Source organism: Acidovorax sp. GW821-FHT10A04 (assembly GCF_059415825.1).
The window spans coordinates 180,445-205,874 of record NZ_JBWKNZ010000006.1 but is presented as its reverse complement, the minus strand read 5'-3'; the positions used below and the strand labels follow the sequence as shown (position 1 = coordinate 205,874).

The 25,430-nt window shown below is 68.3% G+C and carries 23 protein-coding genes and 1 riboswitch; of the genes, 13 read left to right on the top strand and 10 right to left on the bottom strand.

All coding sequences use genetic code 11. The features are described 5' to 3' along the window. Window positions 1-25: 25 nt before the first annotated feature. The 5 genes from ccoG to AC07PF_RS15015 all read left to right on the top strand — a co-directional run bounded on the left by ccoG (window position 26) and on the right by AC07PF_RS15015 (window position 4,035). Window positions 26-1,486 carry a cytochrome c oxidase accessory protein CcoG gene (gene ccoG / locus AC07PF_RS15035; RefSeq protein WP_494612418.1) on the top strand — a complete coding sequence of 487 codons (1,461 nt, stop codon included), beginning with the start codon at window positions 26-28 and terminating at the stop codon, window positions 1,484-1,486. Between the two features lie 46 nt (window positions 1,487-1,532). Then, a complete protein-coding gene (locus AC07PF_RS15030; protein ID WP_494612417.1) occupies window positions 1,533-1,826 on the top strand; it encodes a FixH family protein in 294 nt (97 codons plus the stop codon). 35 nt (window positions 1,827-1,861) lie between these two features. Beyond that, window positions 1,862-2,155, top strand: coding sequence for a hypothetical protein (locus AC07PF_RS15025; protein WP_494612416.1), 294 nt, complete (start codon window positions 1,862-1,864; stop codon window positions 2,153-2,155). Between the two features lie 141 nt (window positions 2,156-2,296). Then, a complete protein-coding gene (locus AC07PF_RS15020) occupies window positions 2,297-3,073 on the top strand; it encodes a helix-turn-helix transcriptional regulator (protein ID WP_494612415.1) in 777 nt (258 codons plus the stop codon). Between the two features lie 83 nt (window positions 3,074-3,156). Continuing rightward, the gene (locus AC07PF_RS15015; RefSeq protein ID WP_494612414.1) at window positions 3,157-4,035 is read left to right on the top strand and encodes a hypothetical protein; all 879 of its coding nucleotides are present in this window, start codon (window positions 3,157-3,159) and stop codon (window positions 4,033-4,035) included. 53 nt (window positions 4,036-4,088) lie between these two features. Here the strand turns inward: AC07PF_RS15015 and AC07PF_RS15010 are convergent, their stop codons facing one another. Both AC07PF_RS15010 and AC07PF_RS15005 read right to left on the bottom strand, forming a co-directional pair. Then, on the bottom strand, window positions 4,089-5,084 hold the full coding sequence (locus AC07PF_RS15010) for an MBL fold metallo-hydrolase (RefSeq protein ID WP_494612413.1): 996 nt from the start codon (window positions 5,082-5,084) through the stop codon (window positions 4,089-4,091). Between the two features lie 37 nt (window positions 5,085-5,121). Next, window positions 5,122-5,805 (bottom strand): glutathione S-transferase family protein, encoded by a 684-nt coding sequence (locus AC07PF_RS15005; RefSeq protein ID WP_494612412.1) that lies wholly within the window; start codon window positions 5,803-5,805, stop codon window positions 5,122-5,124. A gap of 98 nt (window positions 5,806-5,903) precedes the next feature. Between AC07PF_RS15005 and AC07PF_RS15000 the strand changes: the two genes are divergently transcribed. Then, window positions 5,904-6,848, top strand: coding sequence for a LysR family transcriptional regulator (locus AC07PF_RS15000; protein ID WP_145696186.1), 945 nt, complete (start codon window positions 5,904-5,906; stop codon window positions 6,846-6,848). Here the strand turns inward: AC07PF_RS15000 and iaaH are convergent. The 3 genes from iaaH to AC07PF_RS14985 all read right to left on the bottom strand — a co-directional run bounded on the left by iaaH (window position 6,845) and on the right by AC07PF_RS14985 (window position 11,720). Further along, entirely contained in the window at window positions 6,845-8,401 is a 1,557-nt protein-coding gene (gene iaaH, locus AC07PF_RS14995; RefSeq protein WP_494612411.1) for an indoleacetamide hydrolase, read from the bottom strand. The two genes, AC07PF_RS15000 and iaaH, sit on opposite strands and share 4 nt — an antisense overlap. 111 nt (window positions 8,402-8,512) lie before the next feature. Next, window positions 8,513-10,852, bottom strand: coding sequence for a cytochrome P450/oxidoreductase (locus AC07PF_RS14990; RefSeq protein ID WP_494612410.1), 2,340 nt, complete (start codon window positions 10,850-10,852; stop codon window positions 8,513-8,515). A gap of 55 nt (window positions 10,853-10,907) precedes the next feature. After that, complete coding sequence (locus tag AC07PF_RS14985) at window positions 10,908-11,720, bottom strand: IclR family transcriptional regulator (protein WP_007858542.1); 813 nt, start codon at window positions 11,718-11,720, stop codon at window positions 10,908-10,910. A gap of 95 nt (window positions 11,721-11,815) precedes the next feature. Between AC07PF_RS14985 and AC07PF_RS14980 the strand changes: the two genes are divergently transcribed. Together AC07PF_RS14980 and AC07PF_RS14975 are read left to right on the top strand one after the other, a co-directional pair. Continuing rightward, window positions 11,816-12,796, top strand: coding sequence for a Bug family tripartite tricarboxylate transporter substrate binding protein (locus AC07PF_RS14980; RefSeq protein WP_494612409.1), 981 nt, complete (start codon window positions 11,816-11,818; stop codon window positions 12,794-12,796). Between the two features lie 162 nt (window positions 12,797-12,958). Next, window positions 12,959-13,531 carry a histidine phosphatase family protein gene (locus AC07PF_RS14975; RefSeq protein WP_494612408.1) on the top strand — a complete coding sequence of 191 codons (573 nt, stop codon included), beginning with the start codon at window positions 12,959-12,961 and terminating at the stop codon, window positions 13,529-13,531. A 4-nt stretch (window positions 13,532-13,535) separates the two neighbouring features. Here the strand turns inward: AC07PF_RS14975 and fnr are convergent, their stop codons facing one another. Then, a complete protein-coding gene (gene fnr / locus AC07PF_RS14970) occupies window positions 13,536-14,255 on the bottom strand; it encodes a fumarate/nitrate reduction transcriptional regulator Fnr (RefSeq protein WP_494612407.1) in 720 nt (239 codons plus the stop codon). Window positions 14,256-14,427: 172 nt separating this feature from the next. Between fnr and hemN the strand changes: the two genes are divergently transcribed. The 4 genes from hemN (at window position 14,428) to AC07PF_RS14950 (ending at window position 20,617) form a co-directional block, all read left to right on the top strand. After that, a complete protein-coding gene (hemN, locus tag AC07PF_RS14965; RefSeq protein WP_494612406.1) occupies window positions 14,428-15,810 on the top strand; it encodes an oxygen-independent coproporphyrinogen III oxidase in 1,383 nt (460 codons plus the stop codon). 2 nt (window positions 15,811-15,812) lie between these two features. Continuing rightward, the gene (locus AC07PF_RS14960; protein ID WP_494612405.1) at window positions 15,813-16,538 is read left to right on the top strand and encodes a sulfite exporter TauE/SafE family protein; all 726 of its coding nucleotides are present in this window, start codon (window positions 15,813-15,815) and stop codon (window positions 16,536-16,538) included. Between the two features lie 285 nt (window positions 16,539-16,823). After that, the gene (locus AC07PF_RS14955; protein WP_494612404.1) at window positions 16,824-18,152 is read left to right on the top strand and encodes a cyclic di-GMP phosphodiesterase; all 1,329 of its coding nucleotides are present in this window, start codon (window positions 16,824-16,826) and stop codon (window positions 18,150-18,152) included. Next, complete coding sequence (locus tag AC07PF_RS14950) at window positions 18,149-20,617, top strand: sensor domain-containing protein (protein ID WP_007858554.1); 2,469 nt, start codon at window positions 18,149-18,151, stop codon at window positions 20,615-20,617. The genes AC07PF_RS14955 and AC07PF_RS14950 overlap by 4 nt, the downstream gene beginning before the upstream one ends. A gap of 26 nt (window positions 20,618-20,643) precedes the next feature. On the opposite strand, the gene AC07PF_RS14945 is transcribed toward AC07PF_RS14950, so the two are convergent. From AC07PF_RS14945 to AC07PF_RS14930, 4 genes are all read right to left on the bottom strand, one after another. Beyond that, window positions 20,644-21,459, bottom strand: a complete 816-nt coding sequence (locus AC07PF_RS14945) for a sulfite exporter TauE/SafE family protein (protein ID WP_494610188.1) — start codon at window positions 21,457-21,459, stop codon at window positions 20,644-20,646. Window positions 21,460-21,582: 123 nt separating this feature from the next. Next, a complete protein-coding gene (locus AC07PF_RS14940) occupies window positions 21,583-22,161 on the bottom strand; it encodes an ankyrin repeat domain-containing protein (RefSeq protein ID WP_157405911.1) in 579 nt (192 codons plus the stop codon). Between the two features lie 373 nt (window positions 22,162-22,534). Next, on the bottom strand, window positions 22,535-22,951 hold the full coding sequence (locus AC07PF_RS14935; RefSeq protein WP_494612403.1) for a cell division protein ZapA: 417 nt from the start codon (window positions 22,949-22,951) through the stop codon (window positions 22,535-22,537). Next, complete coding sequence (locus AC07PF_RS14930; RefSeq protein ID WP_007858570.1) at window positions 22,948-23,172, bottom strand: hypothetical protein; 225 nt, start codon at window positions 23,170-23,172, stop codon at window positions 22,948-22,950. Before AC07PF_RS14930 ends, AC07PF_RS14935 begins: the two co-directional genes overlap by 4 nt. A gap of 36 nt (window positions 23,173-23,208) precedes the next feature. Further along, window positions 23,209-23,447: riboswitch (cobalamin riboswitch) on the top strand. Between the two features lie 88 nt (window positions 23,448-23,535). On the opposite strand from AC07PF_RS14930, the gene AC07PF_RS14925 reads away from it, so the two are divergent. After that, the gene (locus tag AC07PF_RS14925) at window positions 23,536-25,416 is read left to right on the top strand and encodes a TonB-dependent receptor domain-containing protein (RefSeq protein ID WP_494612402.1); all 1,881 of its coding nucleotides are present in this window, start codon (window positions 23,536-23,538) and stop codon (window positions 25,414-25,416) included. The last annotated feature ends 14 nt before the right edge of the window (window positions 25,417-25,430 follow it).

Here is a 25,430-nt window from a genome sequence, read left to right as displayed (position 1 = left end):
AAGGCCAGAACTTTCGAGAACTGCCATGAAGCCACCCAGCGGGCCTGCCCGCAAGGTCATTCCCATCACCCCGGTAGCCGCAGCCCCCGGCGGTGGCACCACCGATGCAGCGGCCGAAGTGGTGTCGCTGTACGAAGCGCAAAAGAAGATCTACCCGCGCTCCATCAGCGGCACCTTCGCGCGCTGGCGCTGGGCCATGGTGGCCCTCACCCAACTGGTGTTCTATGCCGTGCCCTGGCTGCAGTGGGGCGAGCGGCAGATGGTGCTGTTCGACCTGGGAGCGCGGCGCTTTTATCTGTTCGGGTTCGTGCTGTACCCGCAGGATTTCATTTACCTCACCGGCCTGCTCATCGTCAGCGCGATGTCGCTGTTCCTGTTCACTGCAGTGGCGGGGCGCCTGTGGTGCGGCTTTGCCTGCCCGCAGACGGTGTACACCGAGATGTTCATGTGGATCGAGCACAAGGTGGAGGGCGAGCGCAGCGCACGCCTGCGGCTGGACGCCGGAGCCTGGACCTGGGAGAAGATCCGCAAGAAGGCGCTCAAGCAGTTCCTGTGGATCAGCGTCGCGCTGTGGACGGGCTTCACCTTCGTGGGCTACTTCGTGCCCATCCGCGCGCTGGGCGGCGAGCTGCTGGCGCTGCAAGGCAGCTGGCAGATCTTCTGGGTGCTGTTCTACGGCTTTGCCACCTATGGCAACGCGGGCTACATGCGCGAGCAGGTGTGCAAGTACATGTGCCCGTATGCACGGTTCCAGAGCGCCATGTTCGACAAGGACACCCTGATCGTCAGCTACGACCTGGGGCGTGGCGAACCCAGGGGCCCGCGCAACAAGACCGTGGACTACAAGGCCAAGGGCCTGGGCGACTGCATCGACTGCACCCTGTGCGTGCAGGTCTGCCCGGTGGGCATCGACATCCGCAACGGCCTGCAGTACGAATGCATCGGCTGCGGCCTGTGCGTGGACGCCTGCAACACCGTGATGGACAAGATGCACTACCCGCGCGGCCTCATCCGCTATGCCACCGAGAACGCCGTGGCGGCCCGCTGGAGCGGCGCGCAGATGCTGCGGCGCGTGCTGCGGCCCCGCGTGCTCATCTACAGCGCGATTTTGCTCGCGCTGTGCGTGGGTCTCACGGCCAGCCTGGCCCTGCGCACCGCCTTCAAGGTCGATGTGGTGCGCGACCGCGCCGCGCTCTCGCGCATCGTGGCCGGCGGCCAGCTCGAGAACATCTACCGCCTGCAGATCATGAACGCCACCGAGGCCGGCCAGCGCTACCGCATCGGCGCGCACGGGATCGATGGGCTCACAGTGGCATCGGAAGCCGAAGTCGATATCGGCGCCGCCGAGTCGCGCTGGGTGGCTGTGCGCCTGCAGATCCCCTACGGCTCGGCTGCGCCCGGCTCGCACGCCGTGCAGTTCGAGATCGAGGCCCTGGGCGGCGGGGGCCATGTCACCGAGAAGTCGGTGTTCCTGGTGCCACGCTGACCGGGCCTTCCAGCCCGACGACCCCATTTTTTTCAGGAGCAATCACATGCCATCCCCCTCCGTCGCCGCAGCGCCCATCGCTGCCCCTGCCGTCTCGTCCGCCCCCTGGTGGAAGTTCGGCCATGTCTGGCTGGTCATCTCCGGCCCGGCCATCGTCGTCGTCGCGGGCTTTGCCACCTTGTGGCTGGCCATCGCCCGCCCCGACCCCGTGGTGGCCGAGGACTACTACCGCCAGGGCATCGAGATCAACAAGACACTGGAAGACAAGGCCGGCAGCCTGGCCCCCGCCATGAAGGCCCGCAACCATGCGGCCACGCCCGAGCAGGACAAACCGCGCTGACGGCGCCAAAGCATCCAAGTGAAGGAGACACACCCATGAGACTGCAGCGTTTGATGTGGATCGCCTGGCCCGCCTTTCTGATGGCCGGTGTGCTGGAGATGCTGGTCTTCGCCTTCGTGGACCCGCAGGACATGCACTGGTTTGGCCACCAACCGCTGGCACTGTCGCGCGAGGGGGTCTATACCGTGGCCTTCTTCGTGTTCTGGCTGGTCACCATGGCATCGAGCGCGCTCACCACGCTGCTGGCCATGTCGCCCTTCGAGCTCAACCGCTGCCCGGTGCCGGTGACCGAGCGGCCAGCGGACTGTGCCCGACATCAACAGCCCTGAACACCCAGTAGTCGGGCAGGGCAGGGAAAACCGGGAGGGCACGGGCTGGCACGGCTCTTGAATGCGGGCGGTGATGTCCCTACAGTAGCGTGCAGGCCGGCACCATTGCTGTGCCCGCGCCTTGCACCTCTTTCGCCTGCCATGTACCTGAGCCACGCCCGTGTCGAGAAACTGTCCCGCCTGATGGGCAGGCTGGAGGCTGCCGACTTGCCCGCCAGTGCCCCGCTGCGGCTGGCCGTGGGCCAGGACCTGCTGGACCTGCTGCAGGCCGACCATTTCGCCTCCTACGCCTGGGACGGTGCCGCCCAGCGCTTTGGCGACCGCGCCTCCATCCACATGGACGACGCCAACCTGCAGGCCTACGAAACCTACTACCAGTACCGCGACCCCATTACCCACCAGCTGCGCCAGCGCCGCGAGCCGACCCTGGTCACGCAGATCCTGCCCCAGCAGGAACTCATGAAGACCGAGTTCTTCAACGACTTCCTGGCCCGCGACGGACTGCACCACGGCGTGAACCTGTTTGCCTGGGACGGCGAGCGCAACCTCGGTGACCTGCGCATCTGGCGCAGCCGCCAGCGCGGGCCGTTCGACCGCGACACGCTGGATTTGCTTCGCCTGGTGCAGCCGGCGTTTACCGGCGCGCTGCGGCGGCTGCGCGAGCGGCCTGTGGAAATGGTAACCGCCGTGCCTGCGCCAATCCCGGCATCACCCGACCCGTGGCAAGGCCTCAACGGCCGCGCCCGCGAGATCGCCCAGGCCCTGTGCGCCGGCTGGCCCGACAAGAAGATCGCGGCCCAGCTGGGGATTGGGTATTCGACCGTGCGCACGCATGTGGATGCGTTGTTCGAGCGGTTCGGGGTGCATAACCGCACGGAGCTGGTGCGCAGGCTGCTGGGGGCGGGCACGAGGCATTGAGCGTCGCGGCCTTTTCCCTGCGTCCCGATGGCGGAGCGCGCACCTTGGCGATAATCAGTTGATTCGTCGCGCAGGGACATGTCTTGAAAAAACTGATGGTATTGGGGATCGCCGCACTGGTGGCAATGGCGGCGACCGCGCAGTCATCCCTCCTGCTGGAGGCATGCAACAACATTGCCGACAGCAGCAAGCGACTGGCATGCCTGCAGGAACTGATGAACACCCGCCCTGCAGCTGCCCCGCAGACGGATCCTGGCCTGGAGAGGGTGAAGAACGCGTTCCTGGGCCTGCAGGGGACCGTGTCATCCGGTCTCTCCTACAACGCCTACGTCCAGCAGATATTGGAGCCTGCAAGTGCGCTTGGGATCTACCGGGCCAGTGCCAAAGCGGACCCGGTGGCCGTGGGGATGTTTGAGACGTCCTTGCAGGCCTACAAAGACGCCCAGGAAATCTGGCGGGCGTCCATCCATGACAGCAGGGACGCCGGGATCTACGGCCAGGTTCTGGACTACCGGCGTACGGGTCTGGTGCAGATCATTGAGCGGTATCGATTGCCGGTGACCCGGGTCGTGGGGATTCCCCATCTGCCCGCCCATTCGGCATTGCCGGTCGTGTGGCGCCAGGCCAGTGAGCAGACGGACATGGCGATACGCAGGATCGAGACCGGCTATGCCCCAGCCCCCGCGCCCGACCCGGCGGCAGTGGCAAGATCAGCAGCAACGGTACGACTTCGTACGGGGCTGGTGCTGAATGCAGACCTCATCATCCAGAGCGTGGACAGGAATTCTGCAAACTCAGGGTTTGCGGTGGCGGCTGTTCTGGAATCCGTGGGCAAGCAGCCTGTGGCCAATTTTGAACAGCTGATTGCTGCGCTGAACAGCCTGCCCAATGACCAGGAGAGCCACGAGGCTACCGTGAGATACCACGGTGTCACATTGACTCTGCCTTTGAAGCTTCGATAGCCGCTCATGGCACCTGATCGCTTCCCCTGCGGGGCTGTGATCAGGCGCTTCGCTCACTCCCCCGCCCGATACCGGTAATCCACCGGCACAAACGCGTACTTCCCCTTGCCCTCATCGCGCAGATGGCCAACGCCTGGGTAGGGAAGGTGCGCTGCGGCCACCATGCGTCGCTCCCTGGCCAGCCGCGCGAACTGCTGCAGCCGCTGTGCCCTGGCATCGCTCGGCACCACGTCGTAGACGATGGTCACATCCGGCCGGGGCATCTGCACCGATTGCACATGCAGGATGTCGCCGATGAACTCCAGTGCTTCGCCGCCCTTGCCCTGCAGCACGAAGAAGGCGTGGCCGGGCGTGTGGCCCGGGGTGGGGCGCGAGCGGATGCCGGGCACGATCTCCACCGCGCCGGTAAAGGGGCGCACCTGGCCTGACTTCACATACGGCCCGAGGGCGGTGGTGCCTTGCTGGAAGTAGGCCTTGTCGTAGCCGCGCACGCCTTGCTGGTTGCCGGGCGCGAGAAAGAAGTCCAGATCGGCCTTGCCCACGTGGATGGTGGCGTTGGGGAACACGCGCTCACCCCGTGCATCGACCAGGCCGCCGCTGTGGTCGGTGTGGATATGCGTGATGAGCACGTCGTTGATCTGCGTGGGCTCAACGCCCGCGGACTTGAGGCTGGCCACCAGTTGGCCGCCTGCGCCGGGGCCGAAGAAGGCGCCGGCACCGGTATCGACCAGCGCCAGCCGGTCGCCGGCGTAGACCAGGTAGGCGTTGATCGACGCCTCCACCGGGTTGGCGGCAAAGCCGCGTTGGAGCAACTGGTCGGTCTGTGCGGGCTTCAGGTGCAGCAGCGCATGCAGGTCCTGCGGCACCGTGCCATCGGACAGGGCCACCACCTGCACGCCGCCCACGCTGAAGCGGTAGAAGCCGGCTTGCTGGGTGGCGGGGGGCGAGCTGGCGGGTACCGCAGGCGTGGAGGCCTGGGCGATGGCGAGAACGGGGCCCAGCAGGCAGGCAGCAACGGCCATGGAAAGGAGGGAGCGGCGAAGCGTCATGGTCTGGAAAGGAATGGGTTGGAAATAGCGACAGGGGTCAGGCCACACGGCCATGCGGAAACAGCTGTGCCTTGGCATCGGCATCGAGCTCGGCCTTGAAGGCGTGCTTGCTGGCCAGCGCGCTGGCTGCGATGGCCGCGGGGCGGGCGCTCAGTTCGTCGAAGTGGCGCTTGACGTTCGGGAACTTCGCCCACGCCGCATCACCCATCAGGTAGGTCAGGCCGCCACACCAGCCCCAGAGCGACATGTCGACGATGCTGTAGTGCTCATCGCCCAGTACGTAGCGGCGTGTGGCCAGCCGTGCGTCGAACAGGGCCCAGTGGCGCTCGGCCTCGAAGAGGTAGCGGTGCAGCGCATACTCCTTGGGCTCGGGTGCGTAGTGGGTGAAGTGCACGGCCTGGCCGGTGAAGGGGCCCAGGCCCGTGGCGGCCAGCATCAGCCACGAGAGCATGTCGGCGCGGCCCGCTGCGCCGGGTGCGCCCAGAAATTGCCCGGCCTTCTCGGCCAGGTGCAGCAGGATGGCGGCGCTGTCGAAGACCACGGCATCGCCATCGACCAGGGCTGGCACCTTGCCGTTGGGGTTGATGGCGCGGTAGGCGGCGGTGTGCTGCTCGCCCTTCGATGTATCGATGGGCACCATCTGGTAGGGCAGGCACAGTTCCTCCAGCAGCAGCGCGACCTTGCGCGGGTTGGGGGTGGGGTGGTAATAAAATTGGATCATCTGAAAACTCACAGTCAGTGCAGTGGAAAGGTGCGCAACGATAGGGCGCGCAGGCACCGCAGCGTGAGTCGGAATTGCCGATAGGAGGTATAGGCACCATGGATATCCGGCGTTCCGATCTGCCGCTGTTGATCTCGCTCGATGCGCTGCTCGATGAGCTCAACGTCACGCGCGCAGCGCGGCGCCTGAACATCAGCCAGCCCAGCCTGTCGGGCCAGTTGGCCAAGCTGCGCGACCTGTTCGAAGACCCGCTGCTCGTGCCCGCCGAGAACGGCCGCGGCATGGTGCCCACGCACCGCGCGCTGGAGTTGAAACCCCGGCTCAGCGAGGCGCTCAACCAGCTGCGCGGGGCGGTGGAGCTGGGCGAAAGCTTCGACCCCGCCAGCGCGCGCCGCGCGTTCGTGATCGCCGCCAACGACAGCGTGTTCAGCATCCTCGGCCTGGCGGCGCTGGGCCGCATCGTGGGCATCGGCAACCCCGATCTGCGCGTGAGCTTCGTGCCCGCGGCCGACTCCGGGCTGGTGGAGCGCATGGAGCGTGGCGAGGTCGACCTGTACCTGGGCGATGTGGGCAAGGTGCCCGGCCCGCTCAAGTCGCGCTACCTGATGGGCGACCGTTTCGAGATGGCGCAGCGCATCGGCCACCCGCGCGGCAAGGTGGCCGCCACGCTCGACGAGTACTGCGGCCTGTCGCACGTGCTGGTCTCGCAGGTGGGCCACCCGCACAGCCAGATCGACGAGTTGCTGGCGGCCTTGTCACGCAGCCGGCGCGTGGTCGTCACCGTGCCCAGCTACAACCAGGTGGCCCTGGTGCTCACGCACACCGACTGCGTGGCCACCTTGCCCAGCCATCTGCTGCGCCGCTATGCGCAGATCCTCGAAATCTTGCCCGCACCGTTCGAGATACCGCCCTTCAACCTGGCCATGGCCTGGCATGCCCGCGCGCAGGAGGATGCGGGCCACCGCTGGCTGCGCGCGCTGTTCGTCACGGCGGTGGCGGAGCAGGCGGGTGAAGCAGCGGTGCTCTCGCCAGCGCAGGACTAGATCCTGGGCGCCGGCACGCTGCCCAGCACTTTCTCGATCTCCAGGCCAATGGCCAGCAACCGGCGGTCGCTGCCCACCGGGCCGTCAATCTCCAGCCCCACGGGCAGGCCCGCGCTGGTGAGGCCTGCGGGCACCGAGAGGCCCGGTATGCCGGCATTGCTGCCCGGGTCGGTGTTGCGGATGAAGGTCGCAAACGTGTCCGCATCCGCGCCGCCGTTGACCTTGACGGTGGACGAGCCCTTGGCCTTGTCCATGGGCACGGCGGGCAACGGCGTGGTGGGGAACAGCAGGGCATCGAGGCGGCCCTGCGCAAAGGTGCTGGCATACAGCGCCTGCAACTGCGGCCGGTGCACGGCCATGGCCTCGGGGTAGGCCGCGCCGAAGGCATCGGCCTTGATCGCACCGAAGGCGCCCTGCACATCGGGACTGGCGACCTGGCCCGCGACCTCGGCCACCGTTTTCACAGGCGCATTGTTGGCCGCCAGGTAGGCGGGCAGATCGGCCACGGGCTCGTGCAGCGCGATCTGGAACGACATCTTCTCGTTGAGCGGCAGCAGCTGCGCCATGTCCACCTCCACCAGCGTGGCGCCGGCCGCGCGCAGCTTGTCCAGCGCAGCGTTCACCACCGTGGCCAGCGATGCATCGAGCCCCGCCCACAGCGGCCGCGGCAGGCCCAGGCGCACGCGCGCCAGCGGCAGGGCCGGCAGGCTGGCATCGCCGGTGATCACCGCGTCGAGCAAGGCCACGTCGGCCACGGTGCGGCCCATGGGGCCCACGGTGTCGCGCGTGTGGCTGATGGGCACCACGGCCAGTGGGTCGTGGTAGCGGCGCTCGGCCCCGCCATTGCCCACCGAGGGGCGCAGCCCCACGATGCCGCACAGGGCGGCCGGCACGCGGGTGGAGCCGCCCGTGTCCGTGCCCAGGCCGGCCGCCACCATGCGCGCGGCAATGGCCGCCGCCGTGCCGCCCGACGAGCCGCCGGGGATGCGCGTGGGGTCATAGGGGTTGCCCACCGGCCCCGCAAACGGCGCGAAGTTGGTGCTGGTGATGCCGAAGGCCAGCTCGTGCAGGTTGGCCTTGCCCAGCACGATCACACCCGCGTCGATGAGCTTTTGCAGCGAGGGCGCCGTGCGCGGTGGCTTGAAGCCCTGCAGCGCAGGCGTGCCACCGGTGGTGGGCAGGTCGGCCGTGTTGATGTTGTCCTTGACCACGATCACCAGGCCCGCCAGCGGGCCGAGCGCGGCGCCCGAGGCGCGTGCCGCGTCGATGCGCCGCGCGGCGGCCAGGGCGCCGGCTTCGTCGAGCGTGATGAGGGCGTTGAGCGACTGAAGCGCCCTGGCACGCGCCACCAGCGCGGCCACATAGTCCACGGCCTTGATCTGGCCGCCCTTGATCTGCGCAATGGCCTGGGCAGAGGTCAGCTGGGTGGGGTCCGACGGCGTGGAGGCCGTGCTTGCGCACGCGGCCAGCCAAGCCGGGGCGCTGAGGGTGCCGGCCAGCGCGCCAGCGTGTTGCAGAAATTGGCGGCGGGGCTCGGGCGAGGGGTGGCTCATGAAGGCGCTCCTGAAGGTCGATGACATGGAGCCTTCAGGTTATCGGCGGTGCCCCGCGTGCGGTATCCCCAGGATTGAGGAGGCGGACTCCCAACGTGGTCGCGCCTCCCCTCAAAGGAACAGGATGACCCGCTCCCCCGCTGCCCGCGAGCAGCAGGCCATCATGCGCTGGTTGGCCTGGCGCTCGGTCTTGGTGAGCACCTTGTCGCGGTGGTCGATGTCGCCGCCGGCCACCTGCACCTCGCAGGCGCCGCACAGGCCCTCGCCGCAGTCGCAGGGCACATCCACGCCCGCAGCCTGCAGCGCCTGCAGCAGGGTCTGGTGGCGCGGCACTTCGATGGTGAGGCCCGAGTCCTTGAGCTCGGCGGTGAACGCGTGCTCCTTGCTCGGGTCCAGCGCCGCGTTGTCGGTGCTGAAGTGCTCGAAGCGCAGCACGCCCTCGGGCCAGTGCTCGGCCAGGGTTTCGAGTTCGGCGATCAGCCGGTCCGGCCCGCAGGCGTAGACGCGGGTGGCGCCGTCCACGTGCCGCAGCAGCGCGGGGAGGTCCATGCGCCGGCCCTCGGCCTTGATGTGCAGGGTGGCATGGCCGGCGTGGTCCTTGAGCACGCGGCTCAGCAAGGCCATGTTCTGGCGCGAGCGGCCCGCGTAGTGCAGCTCGTACGACAGGCCCAAGGCCTTGAGCCGGTCCGCCATGGCCAGGATGGGCGTGATGCCGATGCCCGCGGCCAGCAGCACGTGGTGAGCACCTGCTTCGTCGATGCGGAACAGATTCTTGGGCCCGGCCAGCTGGATTTCGTCGCCCGGCTGCAGGGTGTCGCAGAAGTGCCGCGAGCCGCCGCGCCCGCCTTCCTCGCGCTGCACCACGATCTCGTAGCAGCCCGGGTGCGCGCCCGCGCCGCACAGCGAGTACTTGCGCCGGTGGCCCCCGGCGATCAGGTCGATGTGCGAGCCTGCAGTCCAGGTGGGCAGGGGCGTGCTGCCTGCGGCGGCGATGATGAAGCGGTAGAGGCCATCGCCCTCGGCCAGCTTGTCCTTGACGACCACGGCGCGGGCGATGCCGTCCTTGGGCGGTGGGCCGATCTGGAACTTGGCGAGGACGGCAGGTGCCTTGTCGGCTTGGCGCTCGGGGTTCTGCAGCGGATCCCACTGCACCCACAGCGCCGACGGGCCGCGGAACGAGGTGTTCGACAGGAACTCGAATTGCTGCCCGTCGACGAGTGCGATGTGCGGCAGGCGGCGCACGAATTCCTCGAGGAAGATGCGCATCTGCATGCGCCCGATGTTCTTGCCCATGCACTGGTGCGCGCCGTAGCCGAAGGTCAGGTGCTCCACCGCATTCTCGCGGTGCAGGTCCACCCGGTCCGGGTCCTCGAAGTGGCTGGCGTCCGCATTGGCCGAGGCCTGGAACAGCAGCAGCTTGCCGCCCTTGGGGATCTTCACGCCGCCGACCACGGTGTCGCGCGTGGCCATGCGCCGCCAGGCGATGATGGAGCCCGCGACGCGCAGGCATTCCTCCACCGCGTTGGGGATCAGCGCGGGCTGTGCGCAGATCTCCTCCCAGGCATGGCGGTGCGAGAGCAGGGTCATGAAGGCGTTGGCCGTGGCGTTCGACGTGGTCTCGTGCGCGGCGGCCAGGATGGCCATCATCATCGAGCGCAGGTAGGACTCGGTCACGATGTCCGGGTGCGCGTGGTGCTGGCGGATGGAGTCGTACATCCAGCCCTCGCCGTCGGGGCTGGCCATCATGGTGTCCAGGATGCCCTGGGCCGTCTGCCAGAAGCGGCCCACGTTGTGGGCAATCTCCAGTTGCTCCTGCGCTGTGGGCCGGCCCCAGGTATTGAGGGTGTGCGCCACAGCGAAGTTGCGCAGCTGCTCGGCCCCTTCGTCCGGCACGCCGAGGAAGTGCAGCGCAATGGTCAGCGGGATCTCGTAGAACATCTCCGCCACGAGGTCCGCGCGGCCCTTGTCCACGAAGCGGTCCATGTACTTGCGCGCCAGATCGCGGATGGGCTGCTCGTAGTCCATCAGGCGCTCGGGCATGAAGGCGTCCATCAGCAGGCGCCGGCGCGCCATGTGGTCGGGCTCGTCCTCGTTGACCATGGTGCGGTTCATCGCGAAGCCATAGCTTTTCAGGATGGCCAGCACCTCTTCCGTCGCGGGCGTGATCTTCTCCAGCGCGACCGAGGGCGAGAACAGGAGGTTATCGCGGAACACCGCCTTCACGTCCTCGTAGCGCGTCACCACCCAGTAGCCCAGCTCGGGGCTGTAGAAGACCGGCTCCTCCTCGCGTGCCCAGCGCACCACCTCGGCCGGGTTCTGCTGGTAGCTGGGGGCGAACGGGTCGAACGCCGCGGCGCGCGCGCTCACGGGGCAGCCCGTGGGGCTTTGGAGGGCGGCGGCCATCGCCGCATGGTCGACCGGGCAACGGGAGGCGTTGGCGGGGGCAGTCATCGTGAATCTCCTTTTGCGTAAATGTATTACGCAATATGATTGCAAAGATTCGGGTTTACCCTGGATTGCCTTGGTAGCCCATGGCCCGGCTGATGAGACGCGCCTCCTGCAGCAAGGCGGGGCAGATGGCGCCATCGGGCCGCAGGTCGAAGCCGCCCGTGGCGCCCAGGGTGGTCAGGCAGGCGCACACATTGCCAGTGGCGTCGAAGACCGGCGCGGCGAGTGCGCTGATGCCCTTGAGCAGCGAGTCATTGGCCATGGCCCAGCCCCGCGCGCGCACCTGCTGGCGCAACTGCTCCACCGGCCGGGTGCCGTCGAGCTGCGAGCGCCGCTCGGCAGAGGCCTCGGCCAGCTCCTGCTCGGCCATGTCGATCACCAGCCGGTCGTTGGAGAAACCCAGGAACACCCGGCCCGTGGCCGACCACAGCGTGGAGAGCACCGAGCCCGCGCGGATGTTCACCGTGACGGGCAGGGTGGGCTCTTCCATGCGCAGCACGGTGGCCCCCTTGTTGCCCATCACGGCCAGGAAGGCGGTGACTTCCAGTGCCTGGCGCAGCCTTTGCAGGGAGGCCTCGCCCAGGCGGATGGGATCGCACTGGCGCAGGGCCGCCAGGCCGATGGCAATCGACTCCTGGGCCAGGTAGTAGTGCTGGTTGACGGGCGATTGTTCGACAAAGCCCTGCTGGCACAGGCTGGCCAGGTAGCGGTGCACCTTGGCGGGGCTTTCATCGACTTCGGCGGCCGTGGCGGTGAGGCTGGCCGCGCCGCCCAGGCGGGTCAGCGCCTTGAGGACGCTGAGCCCCATTTCGGCGGACTGGACCCGTTGCCGGCGGTCGGCCACCCGGGCCGTGGAAGGGGATGTGCTCATGGTGTTTTGGTGGTGGACCTAGGGTAAACGCTGCCCCGGCTTATTACGCATAGCGGAGTAACATCACGCAGATATTAATCCCCTGAGGTGCAGACATGTTGAAGAATCGACGCTTGTTGGCTGGAATGCTCGCCCTGCCGGCATTGCTGGCATGGGCCGCCCCGGCCAGCGCGCAAACCTACCCGGCCAAGGCCATCCGCTGGCTGGTGCCGTACCCGGCGGGCGGCGGTTCCGATTTTCTCGCGCGCACGGTGGGCCAGCAGCTCTCGACCCAGATCGGCCAACCGGTGTTGATCGACAACAAGCCCGGGGGCAACACGGCGATTGCCGCCGCCGAGACCGGCCGCGCCGCGCCCGATGGCTACACCATCCTGTCGGCCGACAACGGCACCATGGTGTTCAACCCCGCGCTGTACAGCAAGCTCAGCTACAACCCCAGCAAGGACCTGCTGCCTGTGACGCTGATGGGCAAGTTCCCGATGATCCTGGTGGTCAACCCAGGCGCCGACTTCAAGGACGCCAAGGACTTCGTCGCCAAGGCCAAGGCCAAGCCCGGCGCCATGAGCTTCGGCTCGGCCGGCGCGGGCAGCCCGCACCACCTGGCGATGGAGTTGCTCAAGGTCGATGCCGGCCTGTTCATGACCCACATCCCCTACCGCGGCGCTGCGCCCGCGCTGACCGACCTGGCCGGCGGCCAGATCCCCGCGATGATGGTCGACCTGGCCGCCGGCGGAGCCTTCATCAAGGCCGGCAAGGTGCGCCCCCTTGCTGTGGCCAGTGCCAAGCGCCTGCCGCAGCTGCCCGATGTGCCGACCTTCGCCGAGTTGGGCTTCAAGAACGTCGAGGCCTCGGCCCAGGTGGGCATCGTCGCGCCCGCAGGCACACCGGCGGACGTGGTGGCCTCGCTGCAAAAACAGGTGGCTGCGGCCATCAACCAGCCTGCGGTCAAGCAAAAGCTCATCGACTTCGGCATCGAGCCGGTAGCCAGCACCCCGGCCCAGTATGCGGACCTGATCCGCACCGAGACGGACCGGTGGCACAAGCTGATCAAGGCGCAGCGCATTTCGCTCGATTGAGGAGGGAGCACGCACGCTCCCGCCAAGACCCCTGGGCCGCTGCAGGTTTGCGCCGGGCAGGGGCCATCGGGCCACTCCCCGCTACAGTGGAGCCCAGCGGTTCCGTCCGCCACGGGGAGTTTCATGCTGTCCTGCCATTCCCATCATCGTCTGGACGCGGCCATGGGCCGGCGCGCCGTGCTGGGTGCCGGCCTGGCCTTTGCCACGCTGCGCGCCTGGGCGTCCCAGGATTCGCAAGCCGAGGCCCTGCTGCGCGAGGGTGGGGTGGTGGCGGCATTCCGCCATGCCCTGGCGCCGGGTACCTTCGATCCACCGGGGTTTCGCCTGGGCGATTGCAGCACGCAACGCAACCTGAACGACCAGGGCCGTGCGCAGGCTAGGCGCACGGGTGCATGGTTCAAGGAACGCCAACTGCAGCCGGCCAGGGTGCTTTCAAGCCCCTGGTGCCGCTGCATCGACAGCGCCACGCTGGCATTCGCCGCGCCCCAGGTGTGGCCCGCGCTGGGCTCCCCGCGCGGCACGCCCGAGACCACGGGCGCCGAGCATCTGCGCGAACTGCGCCAGGCGCTGGTATCTGTATCCGAGCGCCCCGGCCGTTTCGAGGCCTGGTTCACCCACATGTTCGTGCTGTCCGACCTGGCGGGCGGCAACACCAGTTCCGGCGAGGCGCTGATCCTGCGGGTCGACCGCAGCGGCAAAGTCGAAGTGCTGGCCCGCCTGCAGGTTCCCGGCTGAAGGTTCAGCTACAGGTCTGCGAATTGACGATGCGCTTGAGCGCATCGGTATCGAGGATGCGCACGTGGCGCTGCTTGACCTCGACGATGCCGTCCTCGACGAACTTCGAGAAGGTGCGGCTCACGGTTTCGAGCTTGAGGCCCAGGTAGCTGCCGATCTCCTCGCGCGTCATGCGCAGCACCAGCTCGGACTGCGAGAAACCGCGTGCATGCAGGCGTTGCACCAGGTTCAGCAGGAAGGCCGCCAGGCGCTCCTCGGCGCGCATGCTGCCCAGCAGCAGCATGACGCCGTGCTCGCGCACGATCTCGCGGCTCATGATCTTGTGCACGTGGTGCTGCAGGGCCGTGACCTCGCGCGAGAGTTCCTCGATGCGGTCGAAGGGCATCACGCAGACCTCGGCATCCTCCAGCGCCACGGCGTCGCAGGTGTGGTGGTCGTTGACGATGCCGTCCAGCCCGATGATCTCTCCCGCCATCTGAAAGCCCGTCACTTGGTCGCGCCCATCCTCGGTGGCCACGCAGGTCTTGAAGAAGCCGGTGCGGATGGCGTACAGCGAGGTGAAGGTCTCGCCGTTGCGAAACAGCGTGCCGCCGCGCTTGACCTTGCGCCGCGTGGCCACGATCTCGTCGATGCGCTCCAACTGGGCGTCGTTCAGGCCCACGGGCATGCACAGCTCGCGCAGGTTGCAGTTGGAGCAGGCGACTTTGATGGTGAGCGGGTTCATGGGGGCAGCAGCTGTTGGGGGTTGCGAGCGGATCGCATCCGGCGAGAGGAGCGTGGTGGTGGCTGACATGAATCAAATTGTGGGCCCTGTGGGCCTCGCAACACTTGATCCAGGTCAAGGACGGGGGCGCAGGCCTGCGGCAAAGTGCATATCCAACAAGGAAACGCTCCCCATGACCGCTGTGACGCCCGAACTCCTGACCCGTTTCGACGTGCCGGGCCCCCGCTATACCTCCTACCCCACGGCCGACCGTTTCGTCGAGGCTTTTGGCGAAAGCGACTATGTGCTGGCCCTGGCCCAGCGCAAGGCGGGCACGCCGGGCAAGGCGCTGCCGCTGTCGCTGTATGTGCACATTCCGTTCTGCGAGTCGCTGTGCTACTACTGCGCCTGCAACAAGATCATCACCAAACACCACGACCGGGGCGACGTGTACCTGCGCTACCTGGCGCGCGAGGTGGAGCTGCACACGGCCCACTGCGGCACGGGCCAGGTGGTGAGCCAGCTGCACCTGGGCGGGGGCACGCCCACCTTTCTGTCGGACGACAAGCTGCGCGAGCTGATGGCGGTGCTCAAGCGCAGCTTCACGTTTGCGCCGGGCGGCGAATACTCGATCGAGGTGGACCCGCGCACCGTGACGGCCGAGCGTCTGGCGGTGCTGGCCGAGCTGGGCTTCAACCGCCTGAGCTTTGGCGTGCAGGACTTCGATGCCGACGTGCAGAAGGCCGTGCACCGCGTGCAGCCGGCCGGGCAGGTGTTCGTGCTGGTGGAGGCGGCGCGCAGCCTGGGCTTCGAGTCGGTCAACGTGGACCTGATCTACGGCCTGCCGCGGCAGACGCCCGAGTCCTTCGACCGCACGCTGGAGCAGGTCAAGGCCCTGCGGCCCGACCGCATCGCCCTGTATGCCTACGCCCACCTGCCTGAGCGCTTCAAGCCGCAGCGGCGCATCGTGCCGGCGGAGCTGCCGGCGGCGCCTTCCAAGGTGGCCATGCTCTCGCGCTCGCTGCAGCAGTTCATGGACGCCGGCTATGTGTACGTGGGCATGGACCACTTCGCGCTGCCCAGCGACGCGCTGGCCGTGGCCAAGCGCCAGGGGCGGCTGCACCGCAACTTCCAGGGCTACAGCACGCAGCCCGACTGCGACCTGATCGCCCTGGGCGTGTCGGCCATCGGCCGGGTGGGCGCCACCTACAGCCAGAACGCCAAGACCCTGGACGAGTACTACGACCTGCTGGACCAGGGCCGCCTGCCCGTGGTGCGCGGCCTGGCACTGAACCGCGACGACCTGGTGCGCCGCGCCGTCATCATGGCGCTGATGTGCCAGGGCGAGCTGCTGTTCGAGTCCATCGAGGCGGGCTGGCTGATCGATTTCAGGCGCACCTTCGCGGCCGAGCTGGAGCAACTGGCGGGCCTGCAGGAGCAGGGCCTGGTCAGCGTGACCGACGAGGGCATCTTCGTCTCGGCCATGGGCTGGTTCTTCGTGCGCGGCATCGCCATGGTGTTCGACCGCTATCTTCAAGCGGACCGCAACCGCGCCCGCTTCTCCCGGATCATCTGACCATGCTGGCCACCCTGGGCTGGACAGCGCTGCTCATGGGCCTGGCCGGCGGCCCGCACTGCCTGGCCATGTGCGCCGCGCCCTGCGCGGCGCTCGTCGGGCGGGGGGGGGACCAAGCGGTGCGCTGGGCCGGGCCGACGGGTGCCGGGCTGGAACCGCCATCGCTGGCCCTGGGCCGGCTGCTGGCCTTCCATGGCGGGCGGGTGGCGGGCTATGCGGGCATGGGTGCGGTGGCTGCCCAGGCCATGGAAAGCCTGGCCTGGCTCACGCAGCGCACGGCCGCGCTGCAGCCTGCCTGGACCTTTGCGCACCTGGGCATGGTGGCCTGGGGCCTGCTGCTCATGGTGCAGGCACGCCAGCCGGCCTGGGTTGAAGGCCTGGGCCGCTCGGTCTGGCGGCGCGTACAGCCCCTCACGGCGGGGGCGGGTGGCGTGGGCGTGGCCGGGCTGCTGTGGGCGCTGATGCCCTGCGGCCTGCTGTACTCGGCCCTGCTGGTGGCCGCGCTCAGTGGCGGGCCGGTGCAGGGCGGTGCCACCATGGCGCTGTTTGCCCTGGGCAGCGGCCTGTGGCTGGTGGGCGGGCCCTGGCTCTGGTCGCGCCTGCGCAGCCGTATCAACCAGGCCCGGGCCGACTGGGGCACCCGCGTGGCCGGGGGGCTGCTGTGCGCGGCGGCCGGCTGGGCGCTGTGGATGGACCTGGTCTACAAGCCTTCGCTGTGGTGTCGGTGATACACCGGCCACGGGGCGGGTGGGGCCTGCCGGACTGTTGTTTTGCGTGTCCTACGTGCTTGCACGGATGCGAGGGGCTCCCCGGGGCGGCAGGGTGTGCCGTTCGCTGCACGGCCTGCCCCAGGGTTTTTACCAAGAGGTAAATTGCCCCACAGCCCCCGCCGGCCTTGGGATGGGGGGTATGTCCTATGACATTGCGGGGCAAGACAAGCGTTCAGAAGTGGAGATAATGGGTGTAACCAATGGTGGCAGAAGTGCCGCCGTGTTTCCTCACGTACGTTTGAAGTGAATTCGTCCATCCTCATCGATATCCGCCAGTTGCGCATCGGCATGTACATCCAGCTCGACCTGGGCTGGATGCACCATCCGTTTCCGGTGAGCAGCTTCCGGGTGGCGTCGGCCGAACAGATCGCCACCTTGCGCGAACTGGGGCTGACCGAGGTGCGCTACGTCCCCAAGAAGAGCGACCCCGACCTGCGCGAGCTGGCATTGCCCCCGGTGGGCAGCCCCGAGGAAACACTGCCCGCCGATGCCCCTGGCGCTGCGCGGGAGGCGACGGCTCCCGCTCCGCTGGCCGCGCCATCGGACCCCGCTGCGGACGAGGCCGCTGCCCGCCGCCGCCAGCTGCTGGAGGCGCAGAACCGCGCCCTGGCCCTGTGCAACCAGCGCTTTGGCGAGGCCACGCGCCGCTATGTGGAGCTGGAGAGGGTGGTGGTGGAGCTCCCCGAGCGCGCCCGCACCGATGGCGAACTGCTGGTGGCCGGCTGCGTGACCGACCTGCTCAACAATGGCGATTCGGTGATCCGCCTGCTCTCCGAAGGCGTGGGCGAGCCCGGCGCGCTGCACCCCGTGAACGTGCTGGTCGTGAGCCTGCTGCTGGGCAAGGCACTGGGCATGAAGGCCGAGGACCTGCAGGACCTGGGCGTGGCGGCCCTGATCCACGACCTGGGCAAGATGCGCCTGCCCGATGCGTTCAAGAACGCCCAGCCCCACATGCCGCCACCCGACCGTGCCCGCTACGAAGGCCATGTGCGCGAGTCCGTGGCGCTGGCAGGCCGCATGGGCCTGGGCAAGCCGGTGCTGCTGGCCATTGCCCAGCACCATGAAATGGTGGATGGCAGCGGTTTTCCCATGCGGCTCACGGCGCACGACCTCTCGCGTCCCGGCCAGGTGTTGGCGCTGGTCAACCACTACGACCGCCTGTGCAGCCCCGGAAGCGGCATGGGCGGGCTGACGCCGCACGAGGCGCTGTCGGTCATCTTCGCCCAGCACAAGGCGCGTTTCGACGCGGTCGTGCTGGGGGCCTTCATCCGCATGATGGGGGTGTACCCGCCGGGCTCCATCGTGCAGCTGGTCAACGACCGCTATGCCATCGTGGCCTCGGTCAACTCCTCGCGGCCGCTTCGGCCCAAGGTGATCGTGCACGACCCGCGCGTGCCCAAGGACGAGGCACCCATCCTCGACCTGGAGACGGTGCCCGAGCTCGGTATCCGCCGCAGCCTCAAGCCCGCCCAGCTGCCGCGCGAAGCGCTCGACTACCTGTCGCCGCGCAAGCGCATCTGCTACTTCTTCGAGCGCGCCGTGGCCCCCGTCCCCGAAGAGGGCGGAGCGTGATCCGGCCGCTGCCGCAGGCATGGATCGATGGTTTGCTGGAGGCAGTTTGGCTCGTCGATGAAAAGACGCTGCACATCCTGGCCGCCAACCAGGCGGCCGAGCACCTGACGGGCCTGTCCATCGCCGACATGCAGGGCACGCCCGTGACCCTGCTGGCAGCCACGCCGCAGGACCAGGTCTTCTGGAGCCAGCCCGCAGCCGTGGTGGCCGACGGCATCCACTCCCACACCAGCGTGCTGCACTCCACCGGCAGCCTGGTGGCGGTGGAGCGGCGCGTGACGCGCGTGCCCCGGCTCGAAGGGGGCACGGCCTTCCTGGTCACCATGGTGGACCGCAGCCACCAGCAGGCCACCGAGCGCGAGCTCGAAACCCTGCTGGCCGAACTGCGCGCCACACTCGATTCGGCTGCCGACGGCATGCTGGTGTGCAGCCTGGACGGGCGCGTGCGCGCCTTCAACCAGCGGCTGGCCCAGCTGTGGAACGTGCCGGCCCCGCTGCTGGTGCGGCGCGACGATGAAGCCCTGTTCGCCCACATGGCCGACCAGGTGGCCGATGTGCCCACCTATGTCGAGCGTCTGGCCGCCATCGTGGCCGAGCCCATGCAGGAGAGCATCGACATCCTCGGCTTGCGCAACGGCATGAGCCTGGAGCGCCGCTCGGTGCCCCAGTTCAGCCAGGGGCGCGCCGTGGGCAGGGTGTACTCGTTTCGCGACATCACGCGCCAGCACGAGGTACAGGCCAGCCTGCGCCTGGCGGCACGGGTGTTCGAGTCGAGCATGGACGCGATCTTCATCGCCGACAGCCACCACCGCCTGATGCGCATGAACCCCGGCTGCGAGCGCCTGGTGGGCAAGACCGCGCGCGCCTTCGAAGGCGCTGCGGCCGCCTCGCTGTTCGGCGGCGGGCCCGATGCCGACTTCATGGCCCAGGTGGAGGCCGGCTGGGCGCGCGAGGGCTTCTGGGAGGGCGAGCTGTGGCTGCCGCGCGAGAACGATGCCTACTGCGCCGTGCAGCTGTCGTGGGTGGCACTGCGCGACGACGAGGACCGGCTGGTGCAGAGCATCGGCTTCATGCGCGACCTCACCTTGCAGCATGCCGCGCAAAAGCGCATCGAAGAGCTGGCCTACAGCGACGTGCTCACCGGCCTGCCCAACCGGCTGCTGCTGTCGCAGCGCGTGGACACGGCGATCCAGGGCGCGCGCCAGAGCGACACCGGTTTTGCCATCCTGTTCCTGGACCTGGACCGCTTCAAGATCATCAATGACTCGCTTGGCCACCCCTTCGGTGACCGCGTGCTGCAGCTGGTGGCCGAGCGCCTGCAGACCTGCCTGCGCCAGACCGACATGCTGTGCCGGCTGGGCGGCGACGAGTTCGTGATCTACCTGCACGGCGGCGACTCCGTGGTGGCCGAGAGCGTGGCGCGCCGCATCCTCGACGAGATGCTGCGCCCCTTCACGCTCGACAGCATGGGCTTCTCCATCCAGTGCAGCATCGGCATGGCGCTGTACCCGCAAGACGGCAGCTCGCTGGACGAGCTCATCAAGCAGGCCGACACCGCCATGTACCAGGTCAAGGAGCGCGGCCGCGGCAGCTACGGTTTCTACCAGCCGCAGATGAATGCCAACCTGCTCTCGCGCATGAAGCTGGAGCACGCCATGCGCCAGGCGCTGGGCGAGCAGCGCATGGCCGTGCACTACCAGCCCCAGGTGAGCATGGAGACCGGCGCCATCACCGGTGCCGAGGCCCTGATCCGCTGGACCGACCCGGAGTTCGGCCCGGTCTCGCCCGGCATGTTCATCCCGCTGGCCGAAGAGTCGGGCTACATCGTCACGCTGGGCGCCTGGGTGATGGAGCAGGCCGTGCGCGAGGCCGCGGCCTGGATCCATGGTGGCCACCCCATCGTGGTGTCGGTCAACGTCTCGGCGCTCGAGTTCCGCCAGCCCGACTTCGTGGAGCGGCTCACGCGCCTGTTGGCCGTGCACCAGCTGCCGCCCACGCTGCTGGAGCTGGAGCTGACCGAGACCATTTTGCTGCAGGACGCCACCGAGATGGAGCAGCGCCTGCATGAACTGGCGCGGCTGGGCGTGAGCCTGGCCATCGACGACTTCGGCACCGGCTATTCGAGCCTGGCCTACCTGAAGAAGCTGCCCATCCACAAGCTCAAGATCGACCAGTCCTTCGTGCGCGGCCTGCCCGACGACGATGGCGACCGGGCCATCGTCAGCGCCATCATCAGCATGGGCCATGCGATGCGCATCGAGGTGGTGGCCGAGGGGGTGGAGACCGAGGTGCAGCGCGCCGTGCTCGCGCAGATGCAGTGCGACCACTACCAGGGCTTTCTGCGCGCCCCCGGCCTGCCGGCCGAAGACTTCCGCCGCCTGCTGGGCCGCCCGGTCGCGGCACCGCCCGGCGTGCCGGCGCCGCAGCCGCTGGCTGCCAAGCGCGCGTCGGATCCCGAAGACTGAGCGATCTGCCGCGCGGTGCGGCCAGATCAGATGCTGGTGATGCCCTTGTAGAGCATGTAGGCGGCGAGGCAGAACAGCAGGCTGGCGAATACGCGCTTGAGCTGCTTGACCGGCAGCTTGTGCGCTGCCTTGGCGCCCAGCGGCGCGGTGAGCACGCTGCACACGGCGATCACCGCCAGGCCGGGCAGCCAGATGTAGCCCAGCGAGGCCGGCGGCAGGTTCTGCACCGACTGTCCGCCGATGGCATAGCCCACCACATTCGCCAGCGCGATCGGGAATCCGAGCGCCGCGCTGGTGGCCACCGCGTTGTGGATGGCCACGTTGCACCAGGTCATGAAGGGCACGCTGACAAAGCCGCCGCCCGCGCCGACCAGGCCCGAGAGAAAGCCGATCACGCCGCCCGCGGCCAATTGGCCTGCCGTGCCCGGCATCTGGCGCGTGGGCGCAGGCTTCTTGTCCAGCAGCATCTGGCTGGCCGAGAAGCTCACGAACAGCGCGAAGAAGATTGCCAGCGACGAACCCTTGAGCAGGGCGAAGATGCCCAGGCTGGCCGCGAAGCCGCCGATCACGATGCCGGGCGCCAGGCGCTGCACGATGTCCCAGCGCACCGCGCCACGTTGGTGGTGGGCGCGCACGCTGGAGATGGAGGTGAAGACGATGGTCGCCATCGAGGTGGCGATGGCCATCTTCACCGCCAGGTCGGGGGCGATGTTGCGCGCACCCAGGATGTAGGTCAGGAAGGGCACCATCAGCATGCCGCCGCCAATGCCCAGAAGCCCCGCGAGAAAGCCCGTGCACAGGCCAAGAACACCGAGTTCAACGATCAGGAGGGGGTCGAGCATGGAAGAGGACGTGGGTGTTGGAATGGGGGCAGGGCGCACCGCAAGGTGGCGCAACGATTGTAGTGCGCGGGGTCTTGCAGCGCTGGTGCGGCACACCTGGTGGTGCGTGGCCGGAGCGGATGGCTATGGCGGGCTGCCGCGGCGCGCGCCGTAGCGCTTGAGCAGGGCCACTTTTCCGGGCTCGTCGCGTGCCATGGCCATGTCCAGCGGGGTCTTGCCCGCCTGGTTGCGGGCATTGGCATCGGCCTTCATGCGGAGCAACTGCGCCATCACGTCCTGCATCTCGGGGTGCTCAGTCGCTGCGTGCAGCGGGGTGTTGCCGCCATGGTCGCGGGCCTCGATGGCTGCGCCGGCCTCGACGAGCAGCTTTGCCATCTGTGGGTACGCCGCCAGGTGCAGGGGCGTGGTGCCCTGGTCATTGGCGGCATTCACGTTGGCGCCGCGTGCGATCAGCAGGCGGGCCATGGCCATGTGCTCTTCGCCGGCCACGCCATGCAATGCTGTGAAGCCCTGGCGGTCTGCCTGGTTCACGCTGGCCGGCGCGCGCGCCAGGAAGCCTTCGACGGCTGCGCGGTCGTTGAACACGGCGGCGTCGTACAGGGTGGCGTGCTGGCGCGGCCCGGCGGGTGCCGGCTGGGCCAGCACCGCAGGCACGACCAGGCCGCAGCACAGGGCAAGGCAGAGGGTGAAGTGGGCTCGCATGGAGGTGTTCGTGGGCGACGGCTGCAGCATACCGAACGCCCTGGCAGACCCGAAAAAAATGGCCACCGGATTGCTCCGGCGGCCATTTTGGGAATAGGTGTCTGCGGTATTTGCTACCGGACCCTCATCCTGAACCGGGGGTTCAGGTGGGCGAGGGCAGCCAGGCGTTGGGTTCATCTGACGCGAGATGATCACGCTCCCCTGGCGATGTACCAAGCCCGTGCTCGTTGAGCATTGGTTCAAGGAAATATAAGACCCGGCGGCACCGCAGACACCTTCATTGTAGGGGCTCCAAATGCCCCTGGCAGGTGTCGGTGATGTAAAGAAATCTCTGAGGTGTACGCCATTGATAGCGCACGGGCCTCCACGCCGTCTACAGCAGGCGCCCGTCCTCGCCGAGGGCCTGGTCCAGCCGCTGCACCAGGCTTTGCAGGCGCAGGGTCTCGTCCGCATCGGGAGGCAGCAGCGACTCCTGCACGCCGCTGGCGCTGCGCCGCGGTGGCGGGAGCGGGATGTCGTCGCCCACCGCCACGGGGGTGGCCATGGGCACGGGGTGGGGGTGGTCGGCGGCGGCAGCCATGTCGGCGGCCTCGCGGTCGGCGATCTCGAAGGCGAGGTTCAGCGCGGCCAGCACCGCAATGCGCTCGCGGGCACGCACCTTGCCGGCATCGCGGATGCGCGTCATGGCGGTGTCCACGCGCTCCACGGCATCGAGCAGCCGGCTCTCGTGCCCCTCGGGGCAACTGAGCAGGTAGCTTTGCTGCAGGATCTGCACCTCGATTTGCTTCATGCGGCGTCTTTCGCGGGAGGGGCCTGGGGCAGGCGCTCAAGCAGGGCGTCCACGCGCGAGCGCGCAGCGCTCAGGCGGGATTTCAGGGAGTCGCGTTCCTGGGTGAGTGCGGCCACCTGCTCGGACAGCAGCGCGTTGGTGCGCTGCAGTTCGGCGTGGCGCACCAGGAGCCGCTCCACGCGCTCGGCGATCTGGTCGGTAGTCGATGGTGTTGTTGCCATACAGCCACCGATTGTAGGACGGCGGGTTGTAAACGGTCGTAAAATCACCGGGTTGGTGCTCGCGGTGTGGTTCACATGCTGCAGTTCAACGGGAAGCAGGGAGGTGGCGCCAAACATGGCGCGCCGAGCCTGCGCTGCCCCCGCAACGGTCAGCGGACGAATCGGTTTCGATTCCCTTTTCAACCACGTGCCACTGGATGCCTTGAACAAGCACCTGGGAAGGCGTTGAAGAGCGTTCCGCCAGCCCGGATACCGGCCAACACGGTGGCTGCGTGCGCCCTTGCAAGGGGGTGTCTGCAGCCGTATCACCCATTTCGCTGGCGGGAGGCCGGCACGGGTTTTTGCTTGCCGATGATTCGCCCCATGAAGATCCGTACCCCCCGTGCGCGCATTGCTGCGTCCCTGTGCCTGCGCCCCGCGCTCGTGTCCCTGGCCGTGCTCGGCGCCTGCGCCGTCCAGGCACAGCAGAACGGCAGCGCTGGCGCCCCCGTGCTGCTGGCGCAGAACCTGCGCGCACCCTCGCTGGCCGAGACCGTGGTGACCGCCACGCGCACGCCGCAGCCCCTGTCCGACCTGGTGGCCGACGTGACCGTGGTCGACCGCGAGACCATCGAGACCAGCGGCGCCACGGGCCTGGCCGACGTGCTGGCGCGCGTGCCCGGCATCGAGATCTCGCGCAACGGCGGTCCCGGCACCACCACCGGCGTGTTCCTGCGCGGTGCGGAGTCGCGCTTCACGGCCGTCTACATCGACGGCGTGCGCATGGATTCGCAGTCCACCGGCGGCGCCGCGTGGGAATCGATCCCGCTGGCGCAGATCGACCGCGTCGAAGTGCTGCGCGGCCCGGCCGGTGCGGTCTACGGCTCCGACGCCATGGGCGGCGTGGTGCAGATCTTCACCAAGCGCGGCGAGCAGGGCGTGGCACCCTACGTGGGCATCGGCTTTGGCAACCAGGGCACGCGCAAGGCCGAGGCCGGCGTGAGCGGCGCCAATGACACGCTCGACTACGCCTTCGGCATCGCGCGCGAAGAGAGCAAGGGCTTCAACGCGCGCACCGTGGCCACGCAGAACCCCGACCGCGACGGCTACGAAAGCACCTCGGCCAGCGCCCGCGTGGGCCTGCAGATCAATGCCACGCACCGGCTCGAAGGCACGCTGCTCGTGAACGACCTGGACAGCGGCTACGACAGCGGCCTGGGCCGGGACGACCGCAACCAGCACAAGCTGCACGCGCTGGGCCTGAACTGGCAGGCGCAGTGGACGCCGCAGTACAAGACGCGCGTGCAGATCACCGATTCGCGCGACGAGTACCAGACCACGCCTTCCTTCTACCTGACCGAGACGCGCCTGCGCGGCTACCTGTTCCAGAACGAGTGGCGCCAGGGCCCGCACCTGGTGACGGCCGCGCTGGAGCGCCGCGAAGACCGGCTGGAAAACGCCCCCATCGATCGCAAGCGCTCGCAGGATGCACTGGCCCTGGGCTACGGCTACACCGCCGGCGCCCACACGCTGCAGGCCAATGTGCGCCACGACTCGGACAGCGAGTTCGGCGGCAAGGGCACGGGCAGCCTGGCCTATGGCTACCGCTTTGCGCCGCAGTGGCGCGCCACGGCATCGGTGGGTACGGCCTTTCGCGCCCCCACGCTGTACCACCGCTTCAGCGAGTACGGTACGGGCCGCCTGAACCCCGAGAGCAGCCGCAATGCCGAACTGGGCCTGCGCTGGGCGCAGGGTTCGAGCAGCTTCTCGGCCACGGCCTACCGCAACCGCGTGGAGGACCTGATCGTCTTCGGGGCGGCGGGCCCTTGCCCATCCACCTTCGGTTGCTACGCCAACGTCGCACGCGCCGAGTACAAGGGCGTGACCTTCGCGGGCTCGTACCGCCTGGGCGGTGTGCAACTGCGCGGCTCGCTGGACCTGCAGAACCCGCGCGACCTGGCCACCGGCAAGCTGCTGGCGCGCCGCTCCAAGCACCACGGCACCCTGGGTGCCGACACGCAACTGGCGGGCTGGACGGTGGGCGCCGAAGTGCAGGCCTCGGGCCGCCGCTTCGACAACGCCACCAACACGCTCAACCTGGGCGGCTATGCCCTGGTCAACCTGTACGCCAGCACGCGCATCGCGCGCGACTTCACGCTGGTCGCGCGCCTCGACAACGCGGCCGACAAGCAGTACGAGCTGGCCCGCACCTACGCCACGCCAGGCCGTGTGGCCTATGTCGGCGTGAAGTGGGCACCGCATTGAGCCGAGATCAACGA